27 protein-coding genes are annotated in these 24,408 nt (G+C 60.1%); 13 read left to right on the top strand and 14 right to left on the bottom strand.

What is annotated here, in order from left to right; genetic code table 11:
- Positions 1 to 134 precede the first annotated feature (134 nt).
- Positions 135 to 1,223: an OpgC domain-containing protein gene (gene opgC, locus FHT93_RS05470; RefSeq protein ID WP_281413508.1), complete on the top strand. Its 1,089-nt coding sequence runs from the start codon at positions 135 to 137 to the stop codon at positions 1,221 to 1,223.
- Between the two features lie 199 nt (positions 1,224 to 1,422).
- Complete coding sequence (locus FHT93_RS05465; RefSeq protein WP_183846535.1) at positions 1,423 to 1,749, top strand: hypothetical protein; 327 nt, start codon at positions 1,423 to 1,425, stop codon at positions 1,747 to 1,749.
- A gap of 251 nt (positions 1,750 to 2,000) precedes the next feature.
- Here the strand turns inward: FHT93_RS05465 and FHT93_RS05460 are convergent, their stop codons facing one another.
- The 7 genes from FHT93_RS05460 to FHT93_RS05430 form a co-directional block, all read right to left on the bottom strand.
- Positions 2,001 to 2,828, bottom strand: a complete 828-nt coding sequence (locus FHT93_RS05460; RefSeq protein WP_183846533.1) for a ThiF family adenylyltransferase — start codon at positions 2,826 to 2,828, stop codon at positions 2,001 to 2,003.
- Positions 2,821 to 3,876, bottom strand: a complete 1,056-nt coding sequence (locus FHT93_RS05455; RefSeq protein WP_183846531.1) for a Gfo/Idh/MocA family oxidoreductase — start codon at positions 3,874 to 3,876, stop codon at positions 2,821 to 2,823. The genes FHT93_RS05460 and FHT93_RS05455 overlap by 8 nt, the downstream gene beginning before the upstream one ends.
- Positions 3,877 to 3,903: 27 nt before the next feature.
- Positions 3,904 to 4,683 carry an amino acid ABC transporter ATP-binding protein gene (locus tag FHT93_RS05450; protein WP_281413507.1) on the bottom strand — a complete coding sequence of 260 codons (780 nt, stop codon included), beginning with the start codon at positions 4,681 to 4,683 and terminating at the stop codon, positions 3,904 to 3,906.
- A gap of 31 nt (positions 4,684 to 4,714) precedes the next feature.
- Positions 4,715 to 5,359 (bottom strand): amino acid ABC transporter permease, encoded by a 645-nt coding sequence (locus FHT93_RS05445; protein ID WP_018115826.1) that lies wholly within the window; start codon positions 5,357 to 5,359, stop codon positions 4,715 to 4,717.
- A gap of 7 nt (positions 5,360 to 5,366) precedes the next feature.
- Positions 5,367 to 6,035, bottom strand: coding sequence for an amino acid ABC transporter permease (locus tag FHT93_RS05440; RefSeq protein WP_113146571.1), 669 nt, complete (start codon positions 6,033 to 6,035; stop codon positions 5,367 to 5,369).
- Positions 6,032 to 6,484, bottom strand: coding sequence for a type II 3-dehydroquinate dehydratase (gene aroQ, locus FHT93_RS05435; RefSeq protein ID WP_183846529.1), 453 nt, complete (start codon positions 6,482 to 6,484; stop codon positions 6,032 to 6,034). Before aroQ ends, FHT93_RS05440 begins: the two co-directional genes overlap by 4 nt.
- 98 nt (positions 6,485 to 6,582) lie before the next feature.
- Positions 6,583 to 7,413, bottom strand: coding sequence for a transporter substrate-binding domain-containing protein (locus FHT93_RS05430; protein WP_018115829.1), 831 nt, complete (start codon positions 7,411 to 7,413; stop codon positions 6,583 to 6,585).
- A 232-nt stretch (positions 7,414 to 7,645) separates the two neighbouring features.
- Here FHT93_RS05430 and FHT93_RS05425 point away from each other — a divergent pair, with 232 nt between their 5' ends.
- Positions 7,646 to 9,535, top strand: coding sequence for a sugar phosphate isomerase/epimerase and 4-hydroxyphenylpyruvate domain-containing protein (locus FHT93_RS05425; RefSeq protein ID WP_183846528.1), 1,890 nt, complete (start codon positions 7,646 to 7,648; stop codon positions 9,533 to 9,535).
- Between the two features lie 253 nt (positions 9,536 to 9,788).
- Here FHT93_RS05425 and FHT93_RS05420 read toward each other — a convergent pair whose 3' ends face one another.
- A complete protein-coding gene (locus tag FHT93_RS05420) occupies positions 9,789 to 10,481 on the bottom strand; it encodes a GntR family transcriptional regulator (RefSeq protein WP_183846526.1) in 693 nt (230 codons plus the stop codon).
- Between the two features lie 7 nt (positions 10,482 to 10,488).
- Positions 10,489 to 11,181 carry a GntR family transcriptional regulator gene (locus tag FHT93_RS05415; RefSeq protein ID WP_018115832.1) on the bottom strand — a complete coding sequence of 231 codons (693 nt, stop codon included), beginning with the start codon at positions 11,179 to 11,181 and terminating at the stop codon, positions 10,489 to 10,491.
- Between the two features lie 251 nt (positions 11,182 to 11,432).
- Between FHT93_RS05415 and FHT93_RS05410 the strand changes: the two genes are divergently transcribed.
- From FHT93_RS05410 to FHT93_RS05400, 3 genes are all read left to right on the top strand, one after another.
- Entirely contained in the window at positions 11,433 to 11,696 is a 264-nt protein-coding gene (locus FHT93_RS05410; protein WP_112543180.1) for a KTSC domain-containing protein, read from the top strand.
- Positions 11,697 to 11,806: 110 nt separating this feature from the next.
- On the top strand, positions 11,807 to 12,313 hold the full coding sequence (locus FHT93_RS05405) for a hypothetical protein (protein WP_018115834.1): 507 nt from the start codon (positions 11,807 to 11,809) through the stop codon (positions 12,311 to 12,313).
- A 58-nt stretch (positions 12,314 to 12,371) separates the two neighbouring features.
- Positions 12,372 to 12,893 carry a hypothetical protein gene (locus FHT93_RS05400; protein WP_246781550.1) on the top strand — a complete coding sequence of 174 codons (522 nt, stop codon included), beginning with the start codon at positions 12,372 to 12,374 and terminating at the stop codon, positions 12,891 to 12,893.
- Positions 12,894 to 12,934: 41 nt separating this feature from the next.
- Here the strand turns inward: FHT93_RS05400 and FHT93_RS05395 are convergent, their stop codons facing one another.
- Positions 12,935 to 13,138 carry a hypothetical protein gene (locus tag FHT93_RS05395; RefSeq protein WP_112972545.1) on the bottom strand — a complete coding sequence of 68 codons (204 nt, stop codon included), beginning with the start codon at positions 13,136 to 13,138 and terminating at the stop codon, positions 12,935 to 12,937.
- A gap of 378 nt (positions 13,139 to 13,516) precedes the next feature.
- On the opposite strand from FHT93_RS05395, the gene FHT93_RS05390 reads away from it, so the two are divergent.
- The 7 genes from FHT93_RS05390 (at position 13,517) to FHT93_RS05360 (ending at position 20,270) form a co-directional block, all read left to right on the top strand.
- On the top strand, positions 13,517 to 13,810 hold the full coding sequence (locus FHT93_RS05390; RefSeq protein ID WP_112543183.1) for a hypothetical protein: 294 nt from the start codon (positions 13,517 to 13,519) through the stop codon (positions 13,808 to 13,810).
- Between the two features lie 235 nt (positions 13,811 to 14,045).
- Positions 14,046 to 14,768: a GDSL-type esterase/lipase family protein gene (locus tag FHT93_RS05385; RefSeq protein WP_183846524.1), complete on the top strand. Its 723-nt coding sequence runs from the start codon at positions 14,046 to 14,048 to the stop codon at positions 14,766 to 14,768.
- A 635-nt stretch (positions 14,769 to 15,403) separates the two neighbouring features.
- The gene (locus tag FHT93_RS05380; protein ID WP_246781549.1) at positions 15,404 to 16,690 is read left to right on the top strand and encodes a calcium-binding protein; all 1,287 of its coding nucleotides are present in this window, start codon (positions 15,404 to 15,406) and stop codon (positions 16,688 to 16,690) included.
- A 373-nt stretch (positions 16,691 to 17,063) separates the two neighbouring features.
- Complete coding sequence (locus FHT93_RS05375) at positions 17,064 to 18,536, top strand: calcium-binding protein (RefSeq protein ID WP_246781548.1); 1,473 nt, start codon at positions 17,064 to 17,066, stop codon at positions 18,534 to 18,536.
- 154 nt (positions 18,537 to 18,690) lie between these two features.
- The gene (locus FHT93_RS05370; RefSeq protein WP_018115841.1) at positions 18,691 to 18,954 is read left to right on the top strand and encodes a DUF982 domain-containing protein; all 264 of its coding nucleotides are present in this window, start codon (positions 18,691 to 18,693) and stop codon (positions 18,952 to 18,954) included.
- A gap of 206 nt (positions 18,955 to 19,160) precedes the next feature.
- Positions 19,161 to 19,382 (top strand): hypothetical protein, encoded by a 222-nt coding sequence (locus FHT93_RS05365; RefSeq protein ID WP_112543187.1) that lies wholly within the window; start codon positions 19,161 to 19,163, stop codon positions 19,380 to 19,382.
- Between the two features lie 549 nt (positions 19,383 to 19,931).
- Positions 19,932 to 20,270 (top strand): hypothetical protein, encoded by a 339-nt coding sequence (locus FHT93_RS05360; protein WP_183846519.1) that lies wholly within the window; start codon positions 19,932 to 19,934, stop codon positions 20,268 to 20,270.
- A 509-nt stretch (positions 20,271 to 20,779) separates the two neighbouring features.
- On the opposite strand, the gene FHT93_RS05355 is transcribed toward FHT93_RS05360, so the two are convergent.
- From FHT93_RS05355 to FHT93_RS05340, 4 genes are all read right to left on the bottom strand, one after another.
- Positions 20,780 to 22,426 (bottom strand): SGNH/GDSL hydrolase family protein, encoded by a 1,647-nt coding sequence (locus tag FHT93_RS05355; protein ID WP_183846517.1) that lies wholly within the window; start codon positions 22,424 to 22,426, stop codon positions 20,780 to 20,782.
- Between the two features lie 173 nt (positions 22,427 to 22,599).
- Positions 22,600 to 22,905, bottom strand: coding sequence for a hypothetical protein (locus tag FHT93_RS05350; RefSeq protein ID WP_183846515.1), 306 nt, complete (start codon positions 22,903 to 22,905; stop codon positions 22,600 to 22,602).
- Positions 22,898 to 23,308 (bottom strand): Bbp16 family capsid cement protein, encoded by a 411-nt coding sequence (locus FHT93_RS05345; RefSeq protein ID WP_183846513.1) that lies wholly within the window; start codon positions 23,306 to 23,308, stop codon positions 22,898 to 22,900. The genes FHT93_RS05350 and FHT93_RS05345 overlap by 8 nt, the downstream gene beginning before the upstream one ends.
- A gap of 61 nt (positions 23,309 to 23,369) precedes the next feature.
- A complete protein-coding gene (locus tag FHT93_RS05340) occupies positions 23,370 to 24,404 on the bottom strand; it encodes a major capsid protein (protein WP_018115848.1) in 1,035 nt (344 codons plus the stop codon).
- Between the last annotated feature and the right edge of the window lie 4 nt (positions 24,405 to 24,408).

Genomic DNA, 24,408 nt, shown 5'->3' with positions numbered 1-24,408 from the left:
TAACATTAATATAACTTGGCATTTTCTGCACCTCCGGTTCAGACCTACGACTCTGGAACCGTAATTAATCTGAGTTTCGTCCTAGAAAACAAACTCATTTCAAACGAGTTGCTAAACTCGTCGAGGTGTTAGTGATGACTATATTGCAAGTAAGAGATTCTCGTATCGATCTAATCAGAGGGTTTTCGATGTTGACCATTACGGTCAACCACCTCGCTTGGCTTTGCAAAAGTATGGGCTACCAAGGAGCAATCATCCCGACGCTCACACAGTTCGGATACTCGAGCGGCGCTGAAATCTTCTTTTCCATGTCCGGCTATATGGTTGGACTGGTCTATTTCAGGAAACCAGAGATAGAAAAAAGACTGCTGCACCGCGCCTCGTACTTGTACTTCGTAAATGCACTGCTATTTGCGGCAGTCATTACGGTCGGCTGGTTCGCCCCGAAAAACTTTCAGGTTGCTTCGGGCACGGCATTTACGATCCAGAACCCTCTACAGGGGACACTGCAGTTCCTGCTGCTCGGCCAGGCTCCGGCCCTCGTGGACGTGCTCCAAGTCTATATAATTCTGATGATCATTACGGCTTTCGCTGCTGATATCATTCGGCGCAGACCGATCCTTGCGGTCGCGGTATCCTTCCTGGCATATCTCTCTGCCAACTCATTCGACTGGTTAAATCTCCCGGGTGGTCCTCAGGCCGACGATTACCAATACAATATGAACCCGTTCGCCTATCAGTTCCTGTTTCTTCTTGGGATCATGCTTGGAATGGCGAAGGTTCATCGGAAGTTGTTCGCGTGGACCCAAAAGCGCCGGATCGCCCTGCTTGCCTTGGCCACGCTGGCATTCGCTGCCGTGAGCTATAGGACAAACTTGCTTGGCCTGAACGCCGTCTTAGCGGACAAGGAGGCCCTCGGAGCGCTCCGCATAATCCACACAGCGGTGGTACTAGCTTTCCTTGCCGCGTTCCTCAACTTTACTCAGACCTATCACCAGACGTTCGTCGCAAGAACTGTTGCGGTTATCGGGAAAAACTCGCTTGAGTGCTATCTCGTCAGTTGCTTGTCTGTTTACTTCTTCTCTGCGATTGCCGCTGCAATTGGGCTGACTCCCGCGGAGATCATCGTCTTCTCTCTCACCTGCGCTGCATTCGTCGGCCTTACGGGAATTCTGTTGGAGCGATACAAGCAGTCGCACTCAGTTGCTGCGCTGCCCTCGTGAAGAAACATCTTCATCGCCTATGATGCTCGGTCACGGCTTCCCCGTGTCCAGCAGGGTCGCATCCGTACCTGGTCAGCCTTAACCTTACTGGTTGACCATTTTCCAGGCTTTTTACAACCTCTGCTGCATCGCACGGTTTACGTGCAAATCACAACCTGATACCGCTGTCCTTGGGTTGAGGTTATGGGGTTGGGTTTAAATGAGCATCGAGAAGCTGTTCGAAGAGAAACAGCAATTTCAGGGTATTGACGATCTGATACAGAAGGTTGCCGCCAACAGCGGTGAGCTTTCCGGCATCGCAATCTCGGAAGACAAATTTGTCAAAGAGGCAGAAGCGCTGGGTCTGGTCAAAGTTCGCGAGGCGGACGGATGGTCGATGCATGACACCGTGCAACTGACGCCTCGTTCTCGCGTGAAGGTTGGATTGCCGCCGATCGTTCGCCGTCCGTCCGGCGTATCCACGGTCCTTCACATGGCGCTCGCATTCGTCGCGAAGCTCTTCGGGAAAAGCAAATCATTGTCGTGATCAAGAGTTCATGAGCCTTGTGATAAAGCCACAGGGCAAATGCATCTTCTGAGGCGGGTTTGGCCTAACCAAAGAGCATGTCTGGCCTCATTGGATGAGTGCCCATTCAAAGACATAGGATTGGCTTCGGCGAGGTTCGTATAGGGAATGCATAGTCTCGGCAGCAATCGACGCGCGGCAGCCTCGTGATCGCGGAGCCGGGGCATGGCAGACCTCAGTCCCGAACTGACTTTCGCTTTGCCAGCCGCACTCTACAACCGCGCCACCCGCCGCAAATGCTCCGCGGTGGTCGTCGCAAACCCAAAGAACTCGAGATAGGCCGGTATCTGCTCAAACAGCATATCAGTCCCCACCTGATACCGGCACCCTCGCTCCCGCGCAGCCGCCAAAAACGGCGTGATCTCCTCCTTCATCACCACTTCACCCACGAAAGTCCCGGCCGAGAGCCTGCTCACATCCAGCGGCAGCGGATCATCCTTGCGCATGCCGAGCGGTGTGGCGTTGATGACGATGTCGAAGCCATCGGGGTCGCTGGAGCCGGTCGTGACCCGGGTCGCGGGATACCAAGTGTTGAGGCGGGTTTTCAGGCCTTCCAGCGCGGCCTTGTTGTCGTCGTGGAGGGCGAGGTGGCCGATTTGGGCGGAGGCGAGCGACGCTGCGATTGCCGAGCCGACGCCGCCGGCGCCGATGAGGAGGGCTTTGGCGCCTGATATCGTCTGGCCCTTGCGCTTGAGGCCGCGCACGAAACCTTCGCCGTCGAACATGTCGCCGATCAGTTTTCCGTCGGGGCCGAGTTTGATGGCGTTGCAGGAGCCGGCGACGCGGGCGTTTGTGGAGATTTCGTCGAGCAGATCCATGGTCGGGATCTTGTGCGGCATGGTGATGAGGGCGCCGTGGATGTTGGAGAGGCGGAAGACGAGTTTCAGGAAGGCGGCGTAGTCCTCCGGGCGGCAGCCCATGGGCACGACGACGGCGTCGATGCCCTGTTCCTCGAAATAGGGATTGTAGATCAGCGGCGCCTTGAAGCTTTCCGTCGGGTAGCCGAGATGGGCGATCAGCTGTGTGGTGCCGCTAATCATGGGATTTGCCTTTTAGGAATATAGTCCTTCCGGTGCTGGCGGAGGCCTTGATCGCCTCGATGACCTCGAGCGTGGCGAGGCCTTCGCGGCCGCTGACGAGGGGTGTGGCCGTACCTTCGATGACATCGCAGAAATGCTGGAGCTGCAGGGTGAGTGGATCGGCTGCTGTAACGGACAGGCGCTCTTGCGTCAGCTTCTCGCGCCAGTCGGGGCGGCCTTCATTGCTCCAGAGGGTGAGATCGGGGATCGTGAGCGCGCCCTCAGTGCCGCCGATCTGGTAGCAGGACTGGTTTTCCCTGGGGAAGCCGGGGTTTTCGCCCGAGGTCCGCTCCCAGCTCCAGGGCGAGGGCACGGCATCGGTGGCGCTGAGTGTGGCGAGTGCTCCGTTTGTAAAACGCAGGAGCACGGTGGCGGTATCCTCGACCGCATGGCCGCGCGCGGCATTGCTTTCCATCGCATGCACGCTTTCGACTTCGCCGATGAGATGGCGGAAGAGATCGACATCGTGGATGAGGTTGATGAAAATCGGCCCGGCGCCGGGTTCGCGGCGCCATTTGACCTCGAAATAGTCATCGGGCTTGGCGACCCAGAAGCTGCCATTGATCGAGCGGATGCGGCCGAGCTTGCCGCTCTCCATCAGGCGCTTGGCTTCCCGGATGATCGGGTTGTGACGGCGGTGGTGGCCGACGAGGATGGGCACGCCGGCTTGCTCCGCGCGGCCGACAAGGCCGGCTGCGGCCGCCGCATCGTCGGCAACTGGCTTTTCGATGAGGACGGGGATGCCGGCTGCCACCACATCGTCGGCATTTGCCACATGCAGCTGGTTGGGGGTTGCGACGATGACGCCATCGGGGCGGTCTTTGGTGAGCGCTTCGGCAAGGCTTGCAAACCAGGGCAGGCCGTTTGCGCGGGCTTCGTCACGCGCGGCGGGCGAGGGGTCGATGATGGCGGCAAGGGTGGTGCGCGGCTCGGCCAGCACGCCTTCGATATGGCGCTTGCCGATCAGACCGGCGCCCATGACGGCGATAGCAAGGGGGCGTTTTGACATGGAGCTTCTCCCGGTCTTCGCGCAGGGCTAGTTGCGCAGGATTTCGCCGAGGAATTTGCGGGTGCGCTCGTGGCGGGGATTGGTGAAGAATTCGGCCGGGTGCGCCTCTTCCACGATCGCGCCGCTCGCCATGAAGATCACCCGGTTGGCGACCTGGCGGGCAAAGCCCATTTCATGGGTCACGCAGATCATCGTCATGCCTTCCTCGGCAAGGCTGATCATCGTATCCAGCACTTCCTTGACCATCTCCGGGTCGAGTGCCGAGGTCGGCTCGTCGAAGAGCATCACCTTGGGGCGCATGCAGAGCGCACGCGCGATCGCCACGCGCTGCTGCTGGCCGCCCGAGAGCTGCACCGGATATTTCTCCGCCTGTTCGGAGATTTTTACGCGGGCCAGCAGGGTCCGCGCCCGGTCTTCAGCTTCGGCCCTGGCGACGCCGAGTGCGCGCATCGGCGCCAGCATGCAATTCTGCAGCACGGTCAGGTGCGGGAAGAGGTTGAACTGCTGGAAGACCATGCCGACCTCGCGCCTGATCGCGTCGATCGCCTTGGCCTGGTTGCCGAGCAGGATGCCGCCGACGCGGATCTCGCCCTTCTCGTAGGTCTCGAGATGGTTGATGCAGCGGATCAGCGTCGATTTTCCGCTTCCCGAGGGGCCGCAGAGCACGATGCGCTCGCCCTTGTGCACATCGATATTGATATCGTGCAGGGCCTGGAAGGCGCCGTACCATTTCTCCACATGGCTCATGGTGATCATGGTTTCGCCAATCATGACCTGATTGGGGGATGGAGCGGGAGCTGATGTCATGGTCTCTGGTCCAATTCGTGAGGGCGCTGCATCAGCGCGCGTGGGCCGCGTTGAAGCGCCGCTCCAGGCGGGCGCCGAGGATGGTCAGCGGGCAGCACATCAGGAAATAGAGGATGCCGACGATGCCGAAGACGGTGAGCGGCTGGAAGATCTGGTTGGAGATGATGTTGCCGGCCCGCGTCAGCTCCGTGAAGCCGACGATGGAGGCGAGCGACGTGCCCTTGATGAGCTGCACCAGGAAGCCGATCGTGGCCGGAAGCGAAATGCGCAGCGCCTGCGGCAGGATGATATCCTTCATGCGCGAGACATATTTGAGGCTCAGCGCCTTGGCCGCCTCCGTCTGGCCGCGCGGCACGGCCTCGATCGCGCCGCGCCAGATTTCGCCGAGATAGGCGCTGGCATGCAACGTGAGGCCGATCGCCACCGCCTCCCAGGCGTCGAGCTTGAAGCCGATGAGGGCGAGCCCGTAATAGGTGACGAAGAGCTGCATCAAGAGCGGCGTGCCCTGGAAGACGGCGATATAGGCCGAGGTCAGCCGCTCCAGCCACGGCATGCCCGAGGTGCGGGCGAGCGCCACGGCAAGCCCGGCGAGGCAGCCGCAGACGAAGCCGACGGCGGAGAGAAGAACGGTCCATTTCAGGCCGATCAGAAGGAAGATGAATTCTTCGCTGCCCATGGTGCCCTCACTTGACCGGATAGGTGAAATAACGGGCCGAGAAGAGCGCGAAGAGGCGCATCATCAGCCAGGAGATGATGAGGTAGAACACGGTGATGGTGAAATAGACCTCGAAGCTGCGGAAACTGTCGGATTCGATGCGCTGCGCCACCGAGGTCAGCTCGTAGGCGGAGATCGCCGAGCAGATGCTGGTCGACAGCGTCAGGAGCACGAACTGGCTGGTCAGCGACGGGTAGATCGCCCTCAGCGCCGGCTTCAGAATGATCAGCCGGAACACCTGCACCTTGTGCAGGCCGAGCGCCAGGCCCGCCTCCATCTGCCCCTTGGGAATGGATTGCACGCCGCCCCTGATGATCTCGATCGCATAGGCGCCGCCATTGATGCCGAGCGCAATGATCGCCGTCGGCGTCGGGGCGAGCCTGATGCCGATCAGCGGCAGGGCGAAGAAGAGAAAGAAGATCTGCACCAGGAAGGGCGTGTTGCGGATGAGCTCGACAAAGCCGATCACCAGCCAGCGCAGCGCCTTGATATGCGAATCCCTCAGCGCCACGCCGCCGATGCCGATGATCACGGCAAGCACCATGCCGCAGAGCGCCAGCAGGAACGTGCCGAGACAGCCGAGAAGCAGGCTCGGCAGGCCATCGATGACGGGCGTGAAATCCAGTTGATAGTTCATGCTGCTTTCGCCGCTCCCACCATTCCGGCCATCGCCTCGATCGCCAGCTCATAGCCGCGGGCGCCGAAGCCGATCATGATGGCGGTGGCGACACGCGAGACCAGGGATTTATGGTAGATCTCCTCGCGGGCATGGACATTGGAAATATGCAGCTCGATCTTCGGCGCATCGAAGGTTTTCAAGGCATCGAGCAGTGCAATCGAGGTGAAGGTGTAGGCGGCGGGATTGATGATGATGCCGCAGGCCTCTTTCCGGGCCTGATGCACGCTTTCCACCAGCTCGCCCTCGAAATTGGTCTGGCGGAAATCGATCTCGAAACCTAGGCTTTTCGCCTTCGCCAGGCATTTCTCCCTGATATCGGCAAGGGTGGTGGAGCCGTAGATGGCAGGCTCGCGCTCGCCGAGCAGGTTGAGGTTCGGTCCGTTGAGGACGAAGATGGTTCTGGTCATGTCGCGCACCTCGAACGGGGCAAAGCTTTAGGCATAGGGGTGGCGTGGACGGGCATCGAAATGCCCGTCCTGGTGCTCGGATTGTCAGAGACTATGGCTCAGCCGGCCGTGAACGAAATGCCTTCGAGGCTCTTCGGGAATTCCGGAACCGGCACCTTCATCCACTTGTCGTAGATCACCTTCAGCTCGCCATTGGCCTTGATCTTGTCGATGAAGGCATTGATCGAGGCGTTGAGTTCCTTTTCGCCCAGACGGGTGCAGGCGCCGTTATAGAGCTTCTGGAATTCCAGCTTGTTTTCGAATTCGCCGGGGCGGGCCTTTTCCACACGGTCCATGTAGAAGATGTTGCCGCCGAGCGCATCGACCTGGCCGGAAACCAGCGCCTGGACGCTTGCCGCATCGCCGTCGAAGCGGCGGATGGTGGCGGTCGGCGGCGCATTCTTGGTGACCTGCGTGTCCTGTGCGGCACCCTTGGCGACGGAAATGGTCAGGTTCGCCATATCGTCGTTGGTCTTGATCGACTTGTTCTTGGGGCCGATCAGCACGATGGCATTGGCATTGTAAGGCTGGCTGAACTGCACCGCCTTGGCGCGATCCGGCAGCATGGCCATGGTGGCGAAGAGCACGTCGACGCGGCCCGAGGTCAGCGCCGGAATGCGGTTATTGACTTCGAGCGGCACGAATTCGACCTCGACGCCGAGTTCCTTGGCATAGGCCGCAGCCATATCGGCATCAAAGCCATCCTGCTTGCCGGCGCTGGTGACGAAACCCCATGGCGGGTTGTCGCCCTGGATGCCGACGATCAGCTTGCCGCGGGCCTTGATTTCATCGGGGGTAACGGCGGCGGCCGGGTTTGCAAGACCTATGGCGGCCACGAGAGCGGCGGCACCCAGCATGGCGCCACGCCGCGTCAGCAACGACTTCAGCATTGGAATTCTCCTCCTTTTTGGCGGCCGCCTAAAGCAGCCTCACAGTCATCCTCTCCCGACTGTTCTCATCATGTTTGCCAGAGGCGCGCTCATAAATCAACATAGTTTTTGAAAATCATATGAGACTTTTGATTTGATCAATTGAATTGAAATCCTCACGACATTCGCCATAATGCCCTCAGGAGGGTCGTTGGCTTTGTCCATCGCGGCCCGAACGAGGAGGATGCTTGGTATGAAGACCTCGATTGCGACGGTGACGCTGTCAGGCGAATTGCCGGAAAAACTCGAAGCGATTGCGCGCGCTGGCTTCGACGGCGTGGAGATTTTCGAAAACGACTTCCTGGCCTTCGACGGCAGCCCGGCCGATGTCGGCCGCATGGCGCGCGATCTCGGGCTCACCATCACGCTTTTCCAGCCCTTCCGCGATTTCGAGGGCATGCCGGAGAGTTTGCGTAGCCGCACCTTCGACCGGGCCGAGCGCAAGTTCGACATCATGCAGGAGCTCGGCACGGACATGGTGCTCGTCTGCTCCAATGTCTCGCAGGCGGCGCTTGGCGGCATCGACCGGGCGGCAGCCGATTTCCGCGAGCTCGGGGAGCGGGCGGCAAAACGCGGGCTGAAAGTGGGATACGAGGCGCTCGCCTGGGGCCGCTTCGTCAACGACCATCGCGATGCCTGGGAGATCGTGCGCCGCGCCGATCATGAGAATGTCGGGCTGATCCTCGACAGTTTCCACTCGCTGTCGCGCAAGATCGACATCAATTCCATCCGCTCGATCCCGAAGGAGAAGATCTTCATCGTGCAGCTTGCCGATGCGCCGCTGATCGACATGGACCTGCTCTACTGGTCGCGGCACTTCCGCAACATGCCGGGCGAGGGCGATCTTCCCGTCACCGAATTTACCGAGGCCGTCGCCTCCACAGGCTATGACGGCTTCTTCTCGCTGGAGATCTTCAACGACCAGTTCCGCGGCGGCTCGACACGGGCAATCGCCGCCGATGGCCACCGCTCGCTGATCTATCTGGCCGACCAGATCCGCCGCAAGGTGGAGACGTCAGTCGGCATCGACATGCCTGCGCGCGCCACCGTCAAGGGCGTCGGCTTCATCGAATTCGCGACCGATGACGAGGAGGCCGTGGAGCTTGTCGGCATTCTCGAAGCGCTCGGCTTCCGCAAGGCGGCGGTGCATCGCTCGAAGAAGGTGACGCTCTTCCAGCAGGGCAATATCCGTATCCTCATCAATGTCGATCCCGAGGGCTTTGCCAATGCCGCCTATGCCGTGCACGGCACGTTCGCCTATGCGATGGCGCTCGTCGTCGAGGATGCAGGGCAAGCCTATGCGCGCGCGCTGGCGCTCGATGCCGAGCCCTTCACCCAGGCGGTCGTGGAAGGCGAATTGCAGCTGCCGGCGATCCGCGGTGTCGGCGGCGGGCTGATCTATCTCATCGACGAGAAAAGCCCGCTCGGCCGCTTCTCCGAGATCGATTTCGAGCCGGTGGCGGGGCAGGGTATTGAGGACGATGCCGGCCTCAGGCAGGTCGATCATATCGCTCAGACCGTCTCCTATGACGAGATGCTGACCTGGCTGCTCTTCTACACCTCGATCTTCGAGACCCGGAAAACTCCTGTCGTCGATATTATCGACCCATCAGGCGTTGTGCGCAGCCAGGTGATCGAGAACGAGGCGGGCACACTTCGCATCACCATGAACGGCGCCGAAAACCGCCGCACGCTCGCCGGCCATTTCATCGCCGAGAAATTCGGCTCCGGCATCCAGCATCTGGCCTTTTCCACTGACGATATCTTCGCCACGGCCGAGCGCCTGCGCGCGAAAGGCTTCAAGCCGCTGCCGATTTCGCCCAATTATTACGACGATGTGGAAGCCCGCTTCGGGCTCGAGCCGGAGCTGACCGAGCGGCTGAAGGCGGAGAACATCCTCTATGACCGGGATGGGGAGGGCGAGTATTTCCAGCTCTATAGCGGGACCTACGGGGAGGGCTTCTTCTTCGAGGTGGTGGAGCGGCGGAGCTATCGCGGTTATGGGGCGCCGAATGCGATTTTCAGGATTGCGGCGCTGAAGAAGCAGATGCGGCCGGAAGGGGTCCCGAGGGATGCGGGGTGAGGGTGCTGGATGGCGAGTTCGCTCGGTGTGGCACCCCCCTCTGCCTTGCCAGGCATCTCCCCCACAAGGGGGGAGATCGACAAGCGGCCGGACCTTCACACATCTCTGACGTCACACGGTCTGCAACGCTATTTGTTTGAGGAAAGGGGTGCTCCCAGCCAATCTCCCCCCTTGTGGGGGAGATGTCCGGCAGGACAGAGGGGGGTGCTACACGGTGCAACTCCAATGGTTCGCCAGTACAGCTTTGCCACCATCACCCAATCCGCCCACTCTTCAGCACATGCGCCACACCGCTCCGCACGTGCCGCCGAATAACCGCCCTGGCTCCTTCGACATCCCGCTTCAACGCCAGCTCGAACAGCAGCTTGTGATCATCCACCACGGCCTGTCCGCGAAAACTCTGCGCCAGCATGTGGTATCTCAGAAACCGGTCGAAGACCGAAGACAGAGTCGCCATCAGCGTCGCCGAATTGCAGGCGGAAACGATCGCCTGATGAAACTCCCAGTCATAGCGCACCCAGTCGACGGTGCGTGACGCATCGCCCCCAAGCAGCTTCCGCTCAGCCGCCGCAAGCTTGTGATGGGCGGCGACGATGCGGCCTTCCCATTCCAGGTTGCCGGCGGCAAAGGAAAGGCCGATCGCGTGGGTCTCGAGCACGGTCCGGAGATCGGCAAGCTCCTCCAGCTCCTTGATCGAGGCCGGGCTCACCTCGAAACCGCGCTGGCCCTCGGCGAGCACGAGGTTTTCCATCGCAAGGCGGCTCAGGATTTCGCGCAGTGACGAGACGCTGATCGAATAATGTTCGCGCGCCTGTTCGAGCTTGATCCTGGTGCCGGGCGCCAGCGCGCCGGAGATGATATCCTGCCGTACCTGCCGGAAGACGACATCGCTGATCGTCTCGGAGGCTTCGCTTGCCATTTTCGGCACGGGTTTTTCGCTGCGCATCAGGCCGTCATCCCCTGGCCTGCGCGGGCAGGGCCGACAGCAGCCCCCGGCCGAGCGCGTGTTCGACGCCGGCCTGAATATGGCGCTGCAGGATCTCCTTGGCGGTCTTGCTGTCGCGCTTGAGGGCGGTCTCCAGCAGCTGCCGGTGCTCCTCTTCCGCCACGTTGCCCCGATAGGAAAGCGCCACCATCTGATAGCGCAGGTATTTGTCGAAGACGGCCGAATGCGTTTCCATCAGCAGGCGCGAGCCGCAGGCGGCAATCAGCGCCTGGTGAAACTCCCAGTCATAGCGCTTCCAGTCCTCGGCCTGGCTTGTATCGCCCGTCGCCATGACCTTTTCCATGCGCGCCAGCTTGTAGTGGGCCGAAACGAGCTGCGCCTCCCATTCCACATCCCCCTGTTCGAAGGATTGTTCCAGCGCATGTTCCTCGAGCAGCAGCCGGAGTGCGGCAATCTCCCTGAGATCGGCGACGGAAACGCCTGCCACCTCGAAGCCGCGCTGCCCTTCGGCAACAACGAGCCCTTCCGAGGTCAGCCGGTTCAGGATTTCGCGCAGCGTGCTGACGCTGGTGCCATAGGCGCTCTTGAGATTTTCGAGCTTCAGCTTCTGCCCCGGCGCAAGCCGGCCGAAGATGATGTCGGCACGAATCTGCCGGTAGCCACTCTCGGCGACGGTTTCCTCGATATCTTCCTGCCGCATGCTTGTCTCCGAGATTTTGCATTTCCTCCTATATAGCGGGAGAACTAGGGTGGGCACAACGGAAAACGGATTTTGGCGCAAGCAGCGGGTGAGGCGAAATGCTGCAGGGCGGCAACTGCCTGCGGACCGGCCTTTTAGAGCGGGCTTCACGTTAGGCAAGGTTTGTGAGGTAATGTGTCCTGAAACATTACAAAGGCTTGACTATTATCTTAACCATGGTTCCATTGTGCGACGCAGCATATGGAGCAACGATGGAACTTTCGTCAAAACTCGTGAAATCCGTTGCCTACGACCCGTCGACAGGGGTCCTCGACATCGAGATTCGCCTCAAGGGCCACCGCCGCTATTTCAACGTGCCGCCGGTCGTCTATGAAAACCTGATCACGGCCACGTCGCCCGGCTGGTATTACACGCGCCATATCCGCGATGCCTATCCGCGCTCGGCCGAAGGTGCCGACGGACGCGCAAAACAGATGTTTCGCATGGTCACCGGCAAGCGCGGTCAACTGTCGTGAGCGCGCCCGCAACACATTGACAGGATAGAAGGCCGGATCGTCTGGTCCGGCCCGAAGGCCCCTGGTGTCAGGGGCTTGCGCGGTGCGGCGAATCCGGCGAGCATCCCGTTATGCCGACCCTCAAACAACTCTCCATCGCCCTTGGCCTCCTGACCAGCGACCACGCCCCCATTCCCGATGAGGACGGATGGAAGAACTATGTCTGGCGCGTCCAGGCAGCACAGGAATGCCTTTCCTCCGAGGATGGATATTGCAAGCTCGTCGAGGACAAATGGGATTGGAAGCGGCCGCAATATTACAGCTTCTCCTTCCGCGCCGACCCGAAGACGAATTCCGTCATGTCGCGAATCACGCTGAAGAACGAAGATCCTGACGATGACGACCAGGTCTGCGTCGTCGCGACCTTCCTCAATGCGGCCGGCGAGGAGATCGGCATCTTCTTCGCCAACTGGCGGGCGTTGCCCGGCCGCTCCTATACGCGCGAGGCGCCGATCTGGCTGACCACCGATGTCCGCGACATCGCCACCGTCGCCGTCGGCACAAAGCAATGCGACGTGAAGGCGATGGCGGATGCCGCAAATTTCTACAGGATCCGGCTCGAACTGAAGCAGCGCTGACGGGCATTTCCGCAGGGCTTGCGATGGCACCGGGCCGATATGCCGAACGGGGGATGGCGTGACCTATCATTTCAGACTTTGTCTCTTCACCGCGCTTCTTGCGATCGCTTCCGCGGGCCTTGTATCTTCCGGCCCGGCCGCAGCCGAGGACGTGCCGGCCTTCTGGAAGAAATCCATGACGAACGATCCGGCGACGAACCACTATGTCGCCGAGGCGATGAAGCCGCTCGACAACCCGGATGCCCAGACATTGAGAGTGGTGAAGCTCGCCAATTCGCTCGCCACGCTCTGCAGCGGCGCATCGCTCAACAAGAAGGCGCTCTACGCCTATATGACCGAGACGCGCTTTGCCGAGATCAAGGGCACGGCCTATAACGAGGCGGCCTTCCTCGCCGACAGTACTTTCCGCTATTTCGACTATCGCGCGCTTGCCCATCTCTGCGCGGGAAGCGCCTATCTCTTCGGCCCGAAGGGGCACCTGGCACCGGGGCTGCTCAAGCCCGGCAAGGGCAAGCCGAAGGCGAGCTACGATCCCGACAATGCCTTCATAACGCTGCCGCCGCTGGCGCGCAGATCCTGAGAGCCCGCGCTAGCGGCGGTGGGCGAGGGGTGGCTACAGTTCTATTGAAAATCACCGTCCGATGGCGGCGGAAGCACATAGCCGGGATTGCCGATCCTGCCGCCCTTTCGGACGCCGATCGTTCCCGTCGGGCGCGGGTCAGCCTGCTCGCCACGGAATGACGAGACGATCACGACGATCCCGAGCGCAAGCGCAATGAGCGGCGGCGCAATGAAGATGATCAAGAGATAGTGCACTGGCTTCATCGAGTATCGTAGCAGGTGAGGTCTTCACCTGGGCACCGCTTTCCTCTGTCGGTTGCGGTGCGCAAACTCCAGTGGGCTTTCCTGCTGCCCACTCTCGCTTGCCCGCTGCCGATGCTGCAAATCCAGCAGGAGACGAACCCGGATCGTTCCGCCCATCTCCTACCCCGGCTCTCCGTCGAAAGATATAACAAGCGTCACATCCCGGCTATAAACGGGGTGTTGGCCTAGCATTGCAGCTAAAGAGGCGGTGGCAAGTAACTATTATGGGCAATTTGTCAAGCTCAGCATCATCAGTAACTATGGGGATCACCTGGCTATCGCATGGCGCAGGTGAGCAATAGTCCTTCGCATCGGGAGCAATTCTATTTGGACGCCACAATGACCTGGACTTCCTTTGAATGTCACAAGGTACGGAAGGTGAAGTACAATGAGAGCGACCGGAGCCTCGAGATCCTGTACGCCGATGGCGGCAGCGGCCAGGCAAGCGGCATCACGAAATCCCGCTACGTACAGTTGATGGCCGCTCGACCCGAAGACCGGGACATTTTCTTCCAGAATATCATCGAGCCATATGTCGTCGCCCGCAGGAAGCCTCCGCTCGCTCCAGCCACGATCCTGAAGTTCGCCGCCGCCGCACTGCTGCTCGCCGTGTTCCTGTGGTTTCTTTTCTGAAGCATGTCGCGCAGAAGCGTGTGTAACAAGGACCTGATGCGTGCCAAGCGGGTCTCGGAGATCGCGACCGCGCCCTTATTTATCGGCCACATCATAATCGCGGCAAGATCCGCACGTTAAAGTGCGGCGCGCAGACGTGTGCCGCCAGTTTACGGTCACGGCGTGCGGAAAGCAGAAACCTGCAGCGTGGCGGCCCAGTGACTGAGCGCGACACGCTTTCGCAGCGAGGCTCGACATGACGGATTTTCTGACGCGGTGGCTTCCTTGGGCGATCGTCGGACTAATGCTCTGCGCAGCATCCCAGGCGATTGCCGCTCCGGCCTGCGATCCCGTTCAGGCTCTCGTCGCGCAAACCCCTGTCATCGAACAGTCTCCCGCCCGGGTCATGAAGGCACGCCAGCAGCAGAAAATCTCCGGCGCACTCGACGTGGCGCTCTTCGGGGATTCGCTGGCGGAGAACTGGGGTCCCAATCTCAAACGGGATTTCGGGGCAGCAAGCGTCGGAAACTTCGGTATCTTCGGCGACCATATCCAGGAGCTCCTCTGGCGCCTGAAGGAAATGCCGCCGGCCGTCCAGCCCAAGAATATCGTGCTCATCATCGGAACCAACAACCTGTGGGATGGCTCCTTTGCCCCCTGCGGAGTTTCGCAGGGTGTCGTGGCGGTCGTCGACGAGCTCAGAAGCCGCTGGGCCGACAGCCCGATCTATGTCGTGCCCATCCTTCCGCGCGGATCGGGCTTCACCTTCCGCGCCAAGGATCGCCTTGAGGTGAATGCGGATATCGAACGGGACCTTGCTGGAAAGACCGGCGTGACGCTCGTCAAGATCGACGAGGATGAGCTGACATGCGGTTTCGCCAAGCAGGGGTGCGCGAATTATGCCGTTGATAAACTGCATCTATCTCCGGATGGGTACACTGTCTTGAGGTCTTCGCTTGAGGAGGCTGGGCTGCGGTAGGCAGGTCGGCAGGACTTGCCAATGGCTTAAGCTGAAACTGCGGCGGTAATAAAAGGAATTTACGTCTTCCAAGCGCAACATTGCTGTATTTCTGGGTTGCAGGAAGCCGGGAACCCTCAATTTTGATGGGCGAGGGGACGCCTTATAGTATCGATATATTTATATGATCTAAAATATTGCTGCGATGCAACAGTATTGGGTATTTGTTAACCAATACTTTGACTTCTGGTTGTGGCTGTGGAAGAAATCCCGCGTGCGCAGATTTTTTGTGGGGTTTCATGGGAACGCTTGTTTTTACGCAGACTGGAAACGTGTCCTTCGGTCAGTTTATCGATGATACGACATTTACGGGCGGATCGGCCGATACTTCCCTGTCGATAGGTTCTTTTAAGACGTCTCTCGGCCTTACTCTCGGGGCGGGAGATTTTCTGGCCTATTTCTGGGCCGACGGCATTATGAACGGGGCTCTTTTTAGTGGTGAATCGTCCGATACACCGCTGAATACCTACGGCTTAATTGCCAGCCGCCTCGGTATTTACGGGGGTAACGGCGATAATCATATTGAAGTAACGTATGCAGATGACGCGATGATTTTCGCGGGTGCAGGCAATGATTACGTCAAGATAAGCGGTGGCATGTCTGCCTTCATCAATCCCGGCGCCGGCGCTGATACGATGATCGGGGGGAGTGAGAGGGACACCTATTTCGTAGACGATGTTGGCGATCAGGTCATCGAGCTTGGGGGTGTTTGGGGGCCGCTGGATACCGTTACCACAACGCTATTGACCTATACTCTCGGGGCCGGCATCGAAAACCTCAGTCTTCTGGAGGGCGATGCATCAGGCTACGGCAACGAACTCGACAATTGGATGTTCGGTAGCGACGGCAATAACATCCTCAATGGCTTCTCGGGCACAAACTATCTTGACGGCGGGGAAGGTAACGACAAGTTCCTGGTCACAAGCGATGACTCGCGCAACAATATCTTCGGCGGCACCGGAGACGACACGCTGGTCTACAAGCAGGGTTTAGGCGGATCCGCAAATCCCTCAGCATTCGTCCACGGCCAGTCGGCAATCTTTGATGGTCGGGAGGGCACCGACAACGCTGCGCTCGACTTCTCGCTTGCGAAGTCCGTTACCGCAACGGTGAACGGCAGCACGGTCGTCTACGACATTCTCGGCGCCGACGGCTACCACTCGACCGTTTCGCTGACCTCGGTGGAGCGCGTGACCATCGTCGGTTCGGCCGCTTCCGACACGTTCTACGGCACATCGGGCAAGGACTGGATCGATGCTGGCGCCGGTGCGGACAGGATCTACGGTTCGGCTGGCGACGATGGTTATGTCTTCGACAATGCCGGCGATCGCGTCCTCAACGAAGCAGCGGGCGGGGGCACGGATACGATCTGGGCCTCGGTCAGCGTCAATCTCAACGACAACGCCTATGTCGAAAACCTTCGCCTTTCCGGCACTGCCATCAACGGTCTCGGCAACGGCCTCGCCAACATGATCACCGGCAATGCCGGCAGCAATCTCATCGCCGGCGGCGCCGGCAATGACAGCCTTTACGGCAAGGGCGGCGCCGATACGTTCCATTTCAACGAAATGGGTGCTGCCAACAAGGATTCGATCTGGGATTTCGATGCCGACGACAAGATCTCGCTCGGCTCCGTCTTCACCGGTCTCGACAAGGACAATAACGGCGTTGTCGATGACGACGCCTTCCTCGTGCTCGTCAAGAACGGCCCGAAGGTCAGCGGCGATCATGCGGTGCTCACCTACAATGCCGCCACCGGCGTACTCTCCTACGATCACGACGGCGCCGGCAAGGATGCCGCCCAGGACATCGCCTTCGTCGGCGTCAACAAGACCTTCTTCGACCATAGCGATATCCTGATCAACAGCTCTCTGCTGGTCTGAGGCGCGCAATTAGCGCACTGGAGACGGCCGGTTTTGACCGGCCGTTTCTGTGGGACGGGCAGGCGGTCAGCCGCGATCTGCCTAGTGCCGAGATGTCTCAAGTCACTCCGCTAAGAATTTCCCACATGGCATTTTGACATGTGGTTGCAAACCGTGAAAAAATCGCCTTTTCGCAGAATTTTCTTGTGAGGATTTAATGGGAACGATCATTCTTACTCAGACTGACGACGAATACTTCGGTCAATTTATCGACGGCACGACATTTACGGGCGGGTCCGCCGATACTTCGCTGGCGATTGGTTCTTTTGATACATCGCTCGGACTTACTCTTGGGACGGGACCTTGGTCGTCGTATTTTAGCGGCGACAACACAATGAATCAGGCCTTCTTTAACGGCCAGCTATCTGATGCGCCGCTCAATACCCATGACGTGATTGCCGACCACCTCAGCATTTATGGAGGGAACGGCGATAATCATATCGAAGTGACCTGGGCAAATTTCGCGAACATCCTCACTGGTGCCGGCAATGACTACATCAAGGTCTATGAGGGTCTTAACGCCTTCATCAATGGTGGCGCCGGCGCTGATATAATGATCGGCGGAAACGAGGCCGACACCTACGTCGTTGATGATGTCGGCGATCAGGTTATCGATCTTGGCATAGACTTTGGTTTAGGCGGTTACGATACCGTCAGCACAACGCTGCTAACCTACACACTCGGCACCAATATCGAGAACCTCAATTTGCTCGAGGGCAATGCTTCAGGCTACGGCAACGACCGCGACAATCGTATCTCCGGAAGCGACGGTAACAACATCCTCAACGGCTTCGCGGGCGACAACACGCTTGACGGTAGAGAAGGCAACGACACATTCCTCGTCACGAGCGATCACTCCCGCAATTTCATCACCGGCGGTACTGGCGATGACGTGCTGGTGTATAAGCAGGGCCTCGGGGGAGGAGAAGACCCTATGGCCTTCGTTCATGGTCAATCGGCATATTTTGACGGCCAGAACGGCAACGACTCTGCCGCGCTCGACTTCTCCCTCGCCCAGCACATCACCGCAACTGCAACCGGCAGTATGGTCATCTATGACATCCTCGGCGCCGACGGCTACCACTCCACCGTTTCGCTGACCTCGGTGGAGCGCGTGACGATCGTTGGTTCATCAGGCAGCGACACGTTCTACGGCACATCGGGCAAGGACTGGATCGATGCTGGCGCCGGTGCGGACAGGATCTACGGCTCGGCAGGCGACGATGGTTATGTCTTCGACAATGCCGGCGATCGCGTCCTCAACGAAGCAGCGGGCGGCGGCACGGATACGATCTGGGCCTCGGTCAGCGTCAATCTCAACGACAACGCCTATGTCGAAAACCTCCGGCTGTCCGGCACTGCCATCAACGGTCTCGGCAACGGCCTCGCCAACATGATCACCGGCAATGCCGGCAGCAATCTCATCGCCGGCGGCGCTGGCAATGACAGCCTCTATGGCAAGGGCGGCGCCGATACGTTCCATTTCAACGAAATGGGTGCTGCCAACAAGGATTCGATCTGGGATTTCGATGCCGACGACAAGATCTCGCTCGGCTCCGTCTTCACCGGCCTCGACAAGGACAATAACGGCGTAGTCGATGACGACGCCTTCCTCGTGCTCGTCAAGAACGGCCCGAAGGTCAGCGGCGATCATGCGGTGCTCACCTACAATGCCGCCACCGGCGTGCTCTCCTACGATCACGACGGCGCCGGCAAGGACGCCGCCCAGGACATCGCCTTCGTCGGCGTCAACAAGACCTTCTTCGACCATAGCGATATCCTGATCAACAGCTCGCTGCTGGTCTGAGAAACGCAACAGCTACCGCATCTGAAACGGCCGGCTTTTGCCGGCCGTTTTTCGTTGTCCGGCGGGCGGCTGGGGGCAGTCGCCAAACCACCGCGTGCAGCGGCACGAGTTTTGCAAGGTTACCGATATGTTAGTTGGTCGGGAACCAAGCGTAATGAAATGGGACACTTCTGCATCGTTCGATCCTGTCATCCTTGTCTTCAAGGATGGAAACAGGCGTTTGATTGTCCGAACGGTCGGGGAAGCTGCCAACGCGCTGATGAGGGAATGGCCGTCCGATGACGGGGAGGAGTTCCTGGCGGCCGTGAAAGCCTGCCTGGACGTGATGACCGGCAGGGCTGACCCTGACCAGCTCAGGGGCGCCATCATCCGGGCCGCGGACGAAGCGGGCGTTACGGCGCTTACCGTTCTTCACTGACGGAGGGACCGCGCCGGCGATTGACTGATAGCGGTGAAGGGGGTAGGGACCCGCCGCCATGCTCAGCCTTATGAGGTGGCATGGGGGAGGCCCGGTCAGCACGAGGGGTCGGGTCTCTGCCTGCCCTACATATTCCGGCGAAACCCGCTTGAAAATCCGCGATCACAAATTATCTCGAATCCCGATTTCCATAATGGAGGGATCGAATGATTGAACGTCACGTAAGCGGGCGCGATCAACCGATGACATCGGAAGACCTCGCCATTTGCCAGCGCGTACTGGATGCCGTGAAGGCGGAATTCCAGCTCGACAAGGATGACGAGGAGACTGTGCGCATCGCCGCGATCACGATCGAACTGTACCGTCAGGGCGTCCATAATTTCGATCAGCTGAAAGCGCTGGTATTTGCTGCCAGAGGCAAGGGCTGACGGGAACTTTCCGGCACCTTTGCAGTCTATAGCGGGTGGATCGCGCGGCCGATGCGCGTCTCCTTGACCCTTCAATCGCTTCGGCCGTGCGGTTCCACCGTTCCTCGCAGAAGCTTGCCCGCTTCGGCGGGCTTCTTTTTGCCAGACCGCCCGCGCTGATCCTCGCCCAAGATGATGGTGGCATGTGGGACTTTAGTCCGATTGAAGATGGCGATCGGGGCATTAATTCTTCTTTCACTGATGCCTCCAGAGTCAGTACGAAAAGGGTGTCTCTCCCTGACCGGAAGCGCCCTTTTCAAACATTTCTCCTGAGATGCCCGCCAAACACCCCTTGGCGGGCTTCGTTGAGGCGCGGATGGCGCCGCCCGCCGACGATCTGCGGCGGGCATTGACCCCCAGACCGGCAAAAAAGGGTGGGGCGGCAGGTATTTAACCTTACCGGTTGACCTTGATCAGACTTTCTCCCGGGCGCGATGCATTGCGCGATTTACGTGAAATTTGCGGCCTGATACCGCTGCCTCACGGTTGAAGTTTCCGGAGTGAGATGGAATGAGCATCGAGCAGTTATTTGAGGAAGCAGCAGAGCTCGAGCGGCTTTTTGAAGAAGAGCCGCAAGTTCACGACATCGACGAGCTGATACAGGCCGCTGTTGTGACCAAGCGCGAGCTTTCAGAGGGCAGGATCGTCAAGGAAGCGATTTCGCCCGGACGCGCAGACATGCGGGAAGGCGGGGCTGGGTCCATGAAAGATGAGAGCCAACCGACACCTCTCTCCCGCCCGAAGGCCGTGGTTCGCCGAGCTTCTGCCGCATCCGTTGCCTGGCATGCGGGCGTCGCTTCCATCGCAAGGCTCTTCGGCAGGAAGGCTCTGGCCGGCAGATGTCGCTAGGAGTGCCGTGATCGATCGCTTGACGTTGGTGGAGTGGCGGTCTCGGGGTACTCACTTCATGATTGCTGTGTGATCACAGCTACTACAGATTGAATTTCGTAGACGGACAGCCGCGAGCTTGAACTATTGGAGCCCTCAAGCTTAAGACCCGCTTGTGCTGTCAGGCGTTTCCTTGCTTTTGTCAAAAATGGCATCGCACATCAGACCTTTGTCCGTGTTTTCCTCGGTATCTGCTGTTCTATGTTCACCTACCGAGGGAGAGGAAGGTGATCATCTTCTGGTGGATCTTGTACGCGTACTTGTCTTTGCAGGCCCTCACTGCAGCAGGCATACTGCTCTTGCTCGTGAGAGGCAGGCTGAAGGCTTCCAGGACACCCGTTTCGGAGACATGAGGTCGCGGCGGTCGCGATCCAGGCTGCTGAAACGTGCTCCGGTAACCTGACCGCCGCCGATCGATGTTCGTTCGTGATCCGGCTAACCGTATGGCCATTTGATGAATGGCGGCCACGTCAGGCCGCCAGCTCCCACGCCGTCCTCGGACTGCCAATCTTGCGAATGATCGGCGCCCCGATCTTGGCAACACCTGTTCCGCCCGTATTGCACAGGTGCCTCAAGATCAGCAGGTTATCGAGCCTGATGTTCGTCATCGTCAGCCCCGTCGGCAGCCAGAGTTTCGAGCCGCAGATGAGGGAACGTCCACGCCCGCCGATGTAGTTGCCCGTCGTCCAGCCGCCGCCGGTGACGGTCACCGTGTTGCCGATCTGGACCGGGCCGCGGATGGAGCTGTCGAGGTAGTCCCAGCCGGCCCAGTCGTTGAGCTCGACCGGGATCTGGATCTCCAGCCAATCTCCGGCGACGAGGCCGAGCGTGGCAAGGCTGAGATTGGCAGGAAGGCCATAGGTCACGGTATGAACGGCAGCCGCGTCATTGACAGGCGTGATCGTAATGACCTGCTTCTCGTTTCCTGTCGCCACCACTTCCTTGCTGCCGACATAGGTCGAGGTGCCGGTGCCGCGCACCAGGCGCATGCCGGTGGCGACATCGCCGGTGACGTTGGTCTTGGCGCCTGTGGTGCCGGGCGTACCCTTCGGCGGGAAGATGTTATAGGCGGCGAGCGGGTCGAGCGAGCGCGTTTCGCCGGCTGAAACCATGCCCTGCAGGATCGGCAGCAGGATGTCCGATCGTTTTGCCATCAGGTCGGGCTTGGGGTGAAGGCCGTCGACGAACATGGCCGGCGAGATGCCCGAGGCCGGGCCGTCGAGCGCAAGCGTGTTGCAGAGCATGACGCCTTCTCGGCCCGACTGCGCTACGATCCACGCGTCGATGCCGTCGAGAATGCCGGGCCAGGCGGGATCGTCGGTGCCGGGCTGATCGTCGAGCGTGCTGGTCCAGCTCAGCGTCTGCAGGATCACGTAAATGCCGGCATCGACGATGCGCTGCACCTGGGTGTCGAGGTCCGCAACGATCTGCGCAAGCGTCCGGTTTCGGACGATATCGTTATAGCCGATATCGATATAGACGATGTCGGGCTTCTGACCGAGAGCATAGGCGGTGCGCGCCAGCGTGCCGGGAAACTGTGCTTCGAGGCCAGGAACGGGGAAGAGGCAGTCGCCCGATTTTCCGCCCATCGCGCCCGAGAAGGCGGCAAAGGAACTCGGTGCGAAGAAGGGGTGGGCGAGTTCTGCGAACATGTCGAGGTTGAAGCGGCCGTCGGCTGCCTTGATCCAGGAGAGGACGGTGCGGCCATTCTCGTAGAAGCCGGTATGGCCGTTCGTCGCCGTCTGCCCGGCAGTATAGGTCTGCGCAGCGCCGAGGCCGATGAAGCTGTGGCCGAGGCCCATGACCTTGGCGCCGGCTGCGAGCGGCAGGGCCGGCAGCGGTACGGCGACATTTGCGCCCTTCACGGGAATGACCGGCGCATTCCCGTAGAGGCTGCGCCCATCCGATATCATGACGGCGCCGAGCACGGGCAGGTCGTTATAGATGGTCGCGCCATCGCTGATGATCTCGACACCGAGAACGAGCTTGTTGTCGTCAAAGAGGATGGTGTCGCCCACATCGCGGATGCCGATGACAGGGCGGTTGTTGAACATCTGCGTGCCGTGGGCAACGATGACGACGCCCTGGACGCGCTGCATATTGTAGAGTTTCGCCATCGGCACTTCTTCCTCGCTGAACAGGAAAAAAGAGCGGCCGAAGCCGCTGCAGCATCGGCCCGAAAACCGGATGCGATTTTCGGAAGCCGGATGCGTCGAATAGAAAGCTGGAGCCGTGTTTCCTGCGTGAGCATGAACGCACGGCGCTCCAGAGGTGGCCTGTCGAGCGGGTGTCAGTCGCCAGGCTGGGAGGAGTTCCGGATTTCCGGCGGCACCCAGTCCGGGGTAGGGCCGCCAAGCGCTTCCTGCACGCCGTTGCCATCAGGCTCGGGAGGTGTGGTGGGCTTGGCGACCGGCTTTTTGCCCGCCGGTTCGGCTTCCGCCTTGCCGCCGGCCTTGTCGCCGGATCGGGCGAGCCGCACCCATGTCGGGCGGCGTTTTTCGTCCTTCCAGAGCGCGTCCGGCAAGCTGAAACGCTCGCCGGGTTCGCGCCGGATGCTGCCGAAATAGCCGCGCTCGGTGGCGACGACATCAACCATGCGAGGGAACTCCCGCCGTGAAGCCGGCGGTGATCTTGCCCGTCGTCGGTGCCGTGCCGGTTACGGTGTAGAGGAGGCGCAGGAAGAGCTCGTCCGTGCCGCGCGGAATATGGCTCGGCGGGATGATCTTGCCCGCCTTGAGATCGGCGAGGTTGAGGGTCGTTGTGATGACGGCCTTTGGTGACGCGAAGGCCTCGTTGTCGTCGGTCTGGATGGTGACGGCGAGCGAGGTGAGGTTGTTGAAGCTTTCCACCACCTGCATGAGGAAGGGGATCTGCTCGCCCTTGCCGATATCGCGGGTCAGGCCGGCCTTGATCGGGCCGAGATTGATGACATTGGTGCTGGGGCCGGTTGCGGTGATTACCTGCGCGTCCGAAAGCAGCGTCTGCCGGTCGAAAATCATGTTGGATACCCTTTCGAGAGAGGATGCCCGCCGCTCAAGACGGCGGGCCTGAGGGAGACGATCAGGCGAGCGCCGGAACGGCCGCTTCGGTGTTGAGGATGGCGTCCGTCTCGCGGATCGGGATGCCGCGATAGAACTTCACTTCCTGGCCTTCGACGAACTGCGTGGTCAGGTGAACGGTATTCTGCCGGTCGGAGGTCAGCGCGCGGTCCGAGGACTGCACGTCGAGCACTTCGAGCACATCCTTGTTCATGTAGATGGCGATGCGGCTGGCCTTGGCGTTCAGGCGGCGCGACTGCAGGCGGTAGTAGCCCTTGCGCAGGAGCGACCAGAGATCGACCGTGCCCGCCATCATGTCGGAAACGTCGATATTGGCGACGCGGGCATTGTAGCGCCAGTCCTTCACGGCAGCGCCGATATGCCAGGTATAGAGCGTTTCCTTGGCATAATAGGGGTCGCCATTGGCATCGAGCACGCGCTGCTCGCCCTTGTCGTCGATCTTGACGCCCGCCTTGGTGCCCTTCGGATAGAGCAGGTGGGTGGCATGGTCGCCCCAGGTGACGAACCAGATCGAGGTATTGTCGGCACCCGTGCCACCGCCGTTGACCACCTGGTTGGCGATGTTCGGCTGGGCGACATTCGGCAGGTTTGGATTATAGGCGGAGTAGCGGGCGGACAGGCCCTTGAACTTCTCCGGCGTCGTCGCCGTGTCATGGTAGAAGAGGCCGGAGGCCATCTCCTGGCTCAGGGATTCGATGAAGGGCATGGTGTCGACGAGGCGGGCCTTGGCCTTGTCGGGCGCCAGATCGAGCAGGCGCATGTCGATTTCGGAGCGGGCATGCACGAAGCCCGTCGTGTCATCCACCTGCTGCATCGTCGCCTTGGATTGCTTGATGCCCTGGTAGAGGCGGCCCCAGGAGACCGAGGGCAGGCCGGTGCGCACCATATGGCGGTGCACGGCATCCATGTTGCACTCGACGGCCATCGCGTCGTCGAGGATCGGGTTCTGCTGGGAGAGTAGCTCGATGACGGCGCCTTCGGCAGAGCCTTTGAATGCGTCAACGAGGTTGGGGTAGTAGCTGCCAATGGTGGCCATGTCT

Source organism: Rhizobium sp. BK379 (genome assembly GCF_014193955.1).
In the GTDB taxonomy this organism is placed as follows: domain Bacteria; phylum Pseudomonadota; class Alphaproteobacteria; order Rhizobiales; family Rhizobiaceae; genus Rhizobium.
This window is presented reverse-complemented; position numbering and strand designations above follow the sequence as displayed.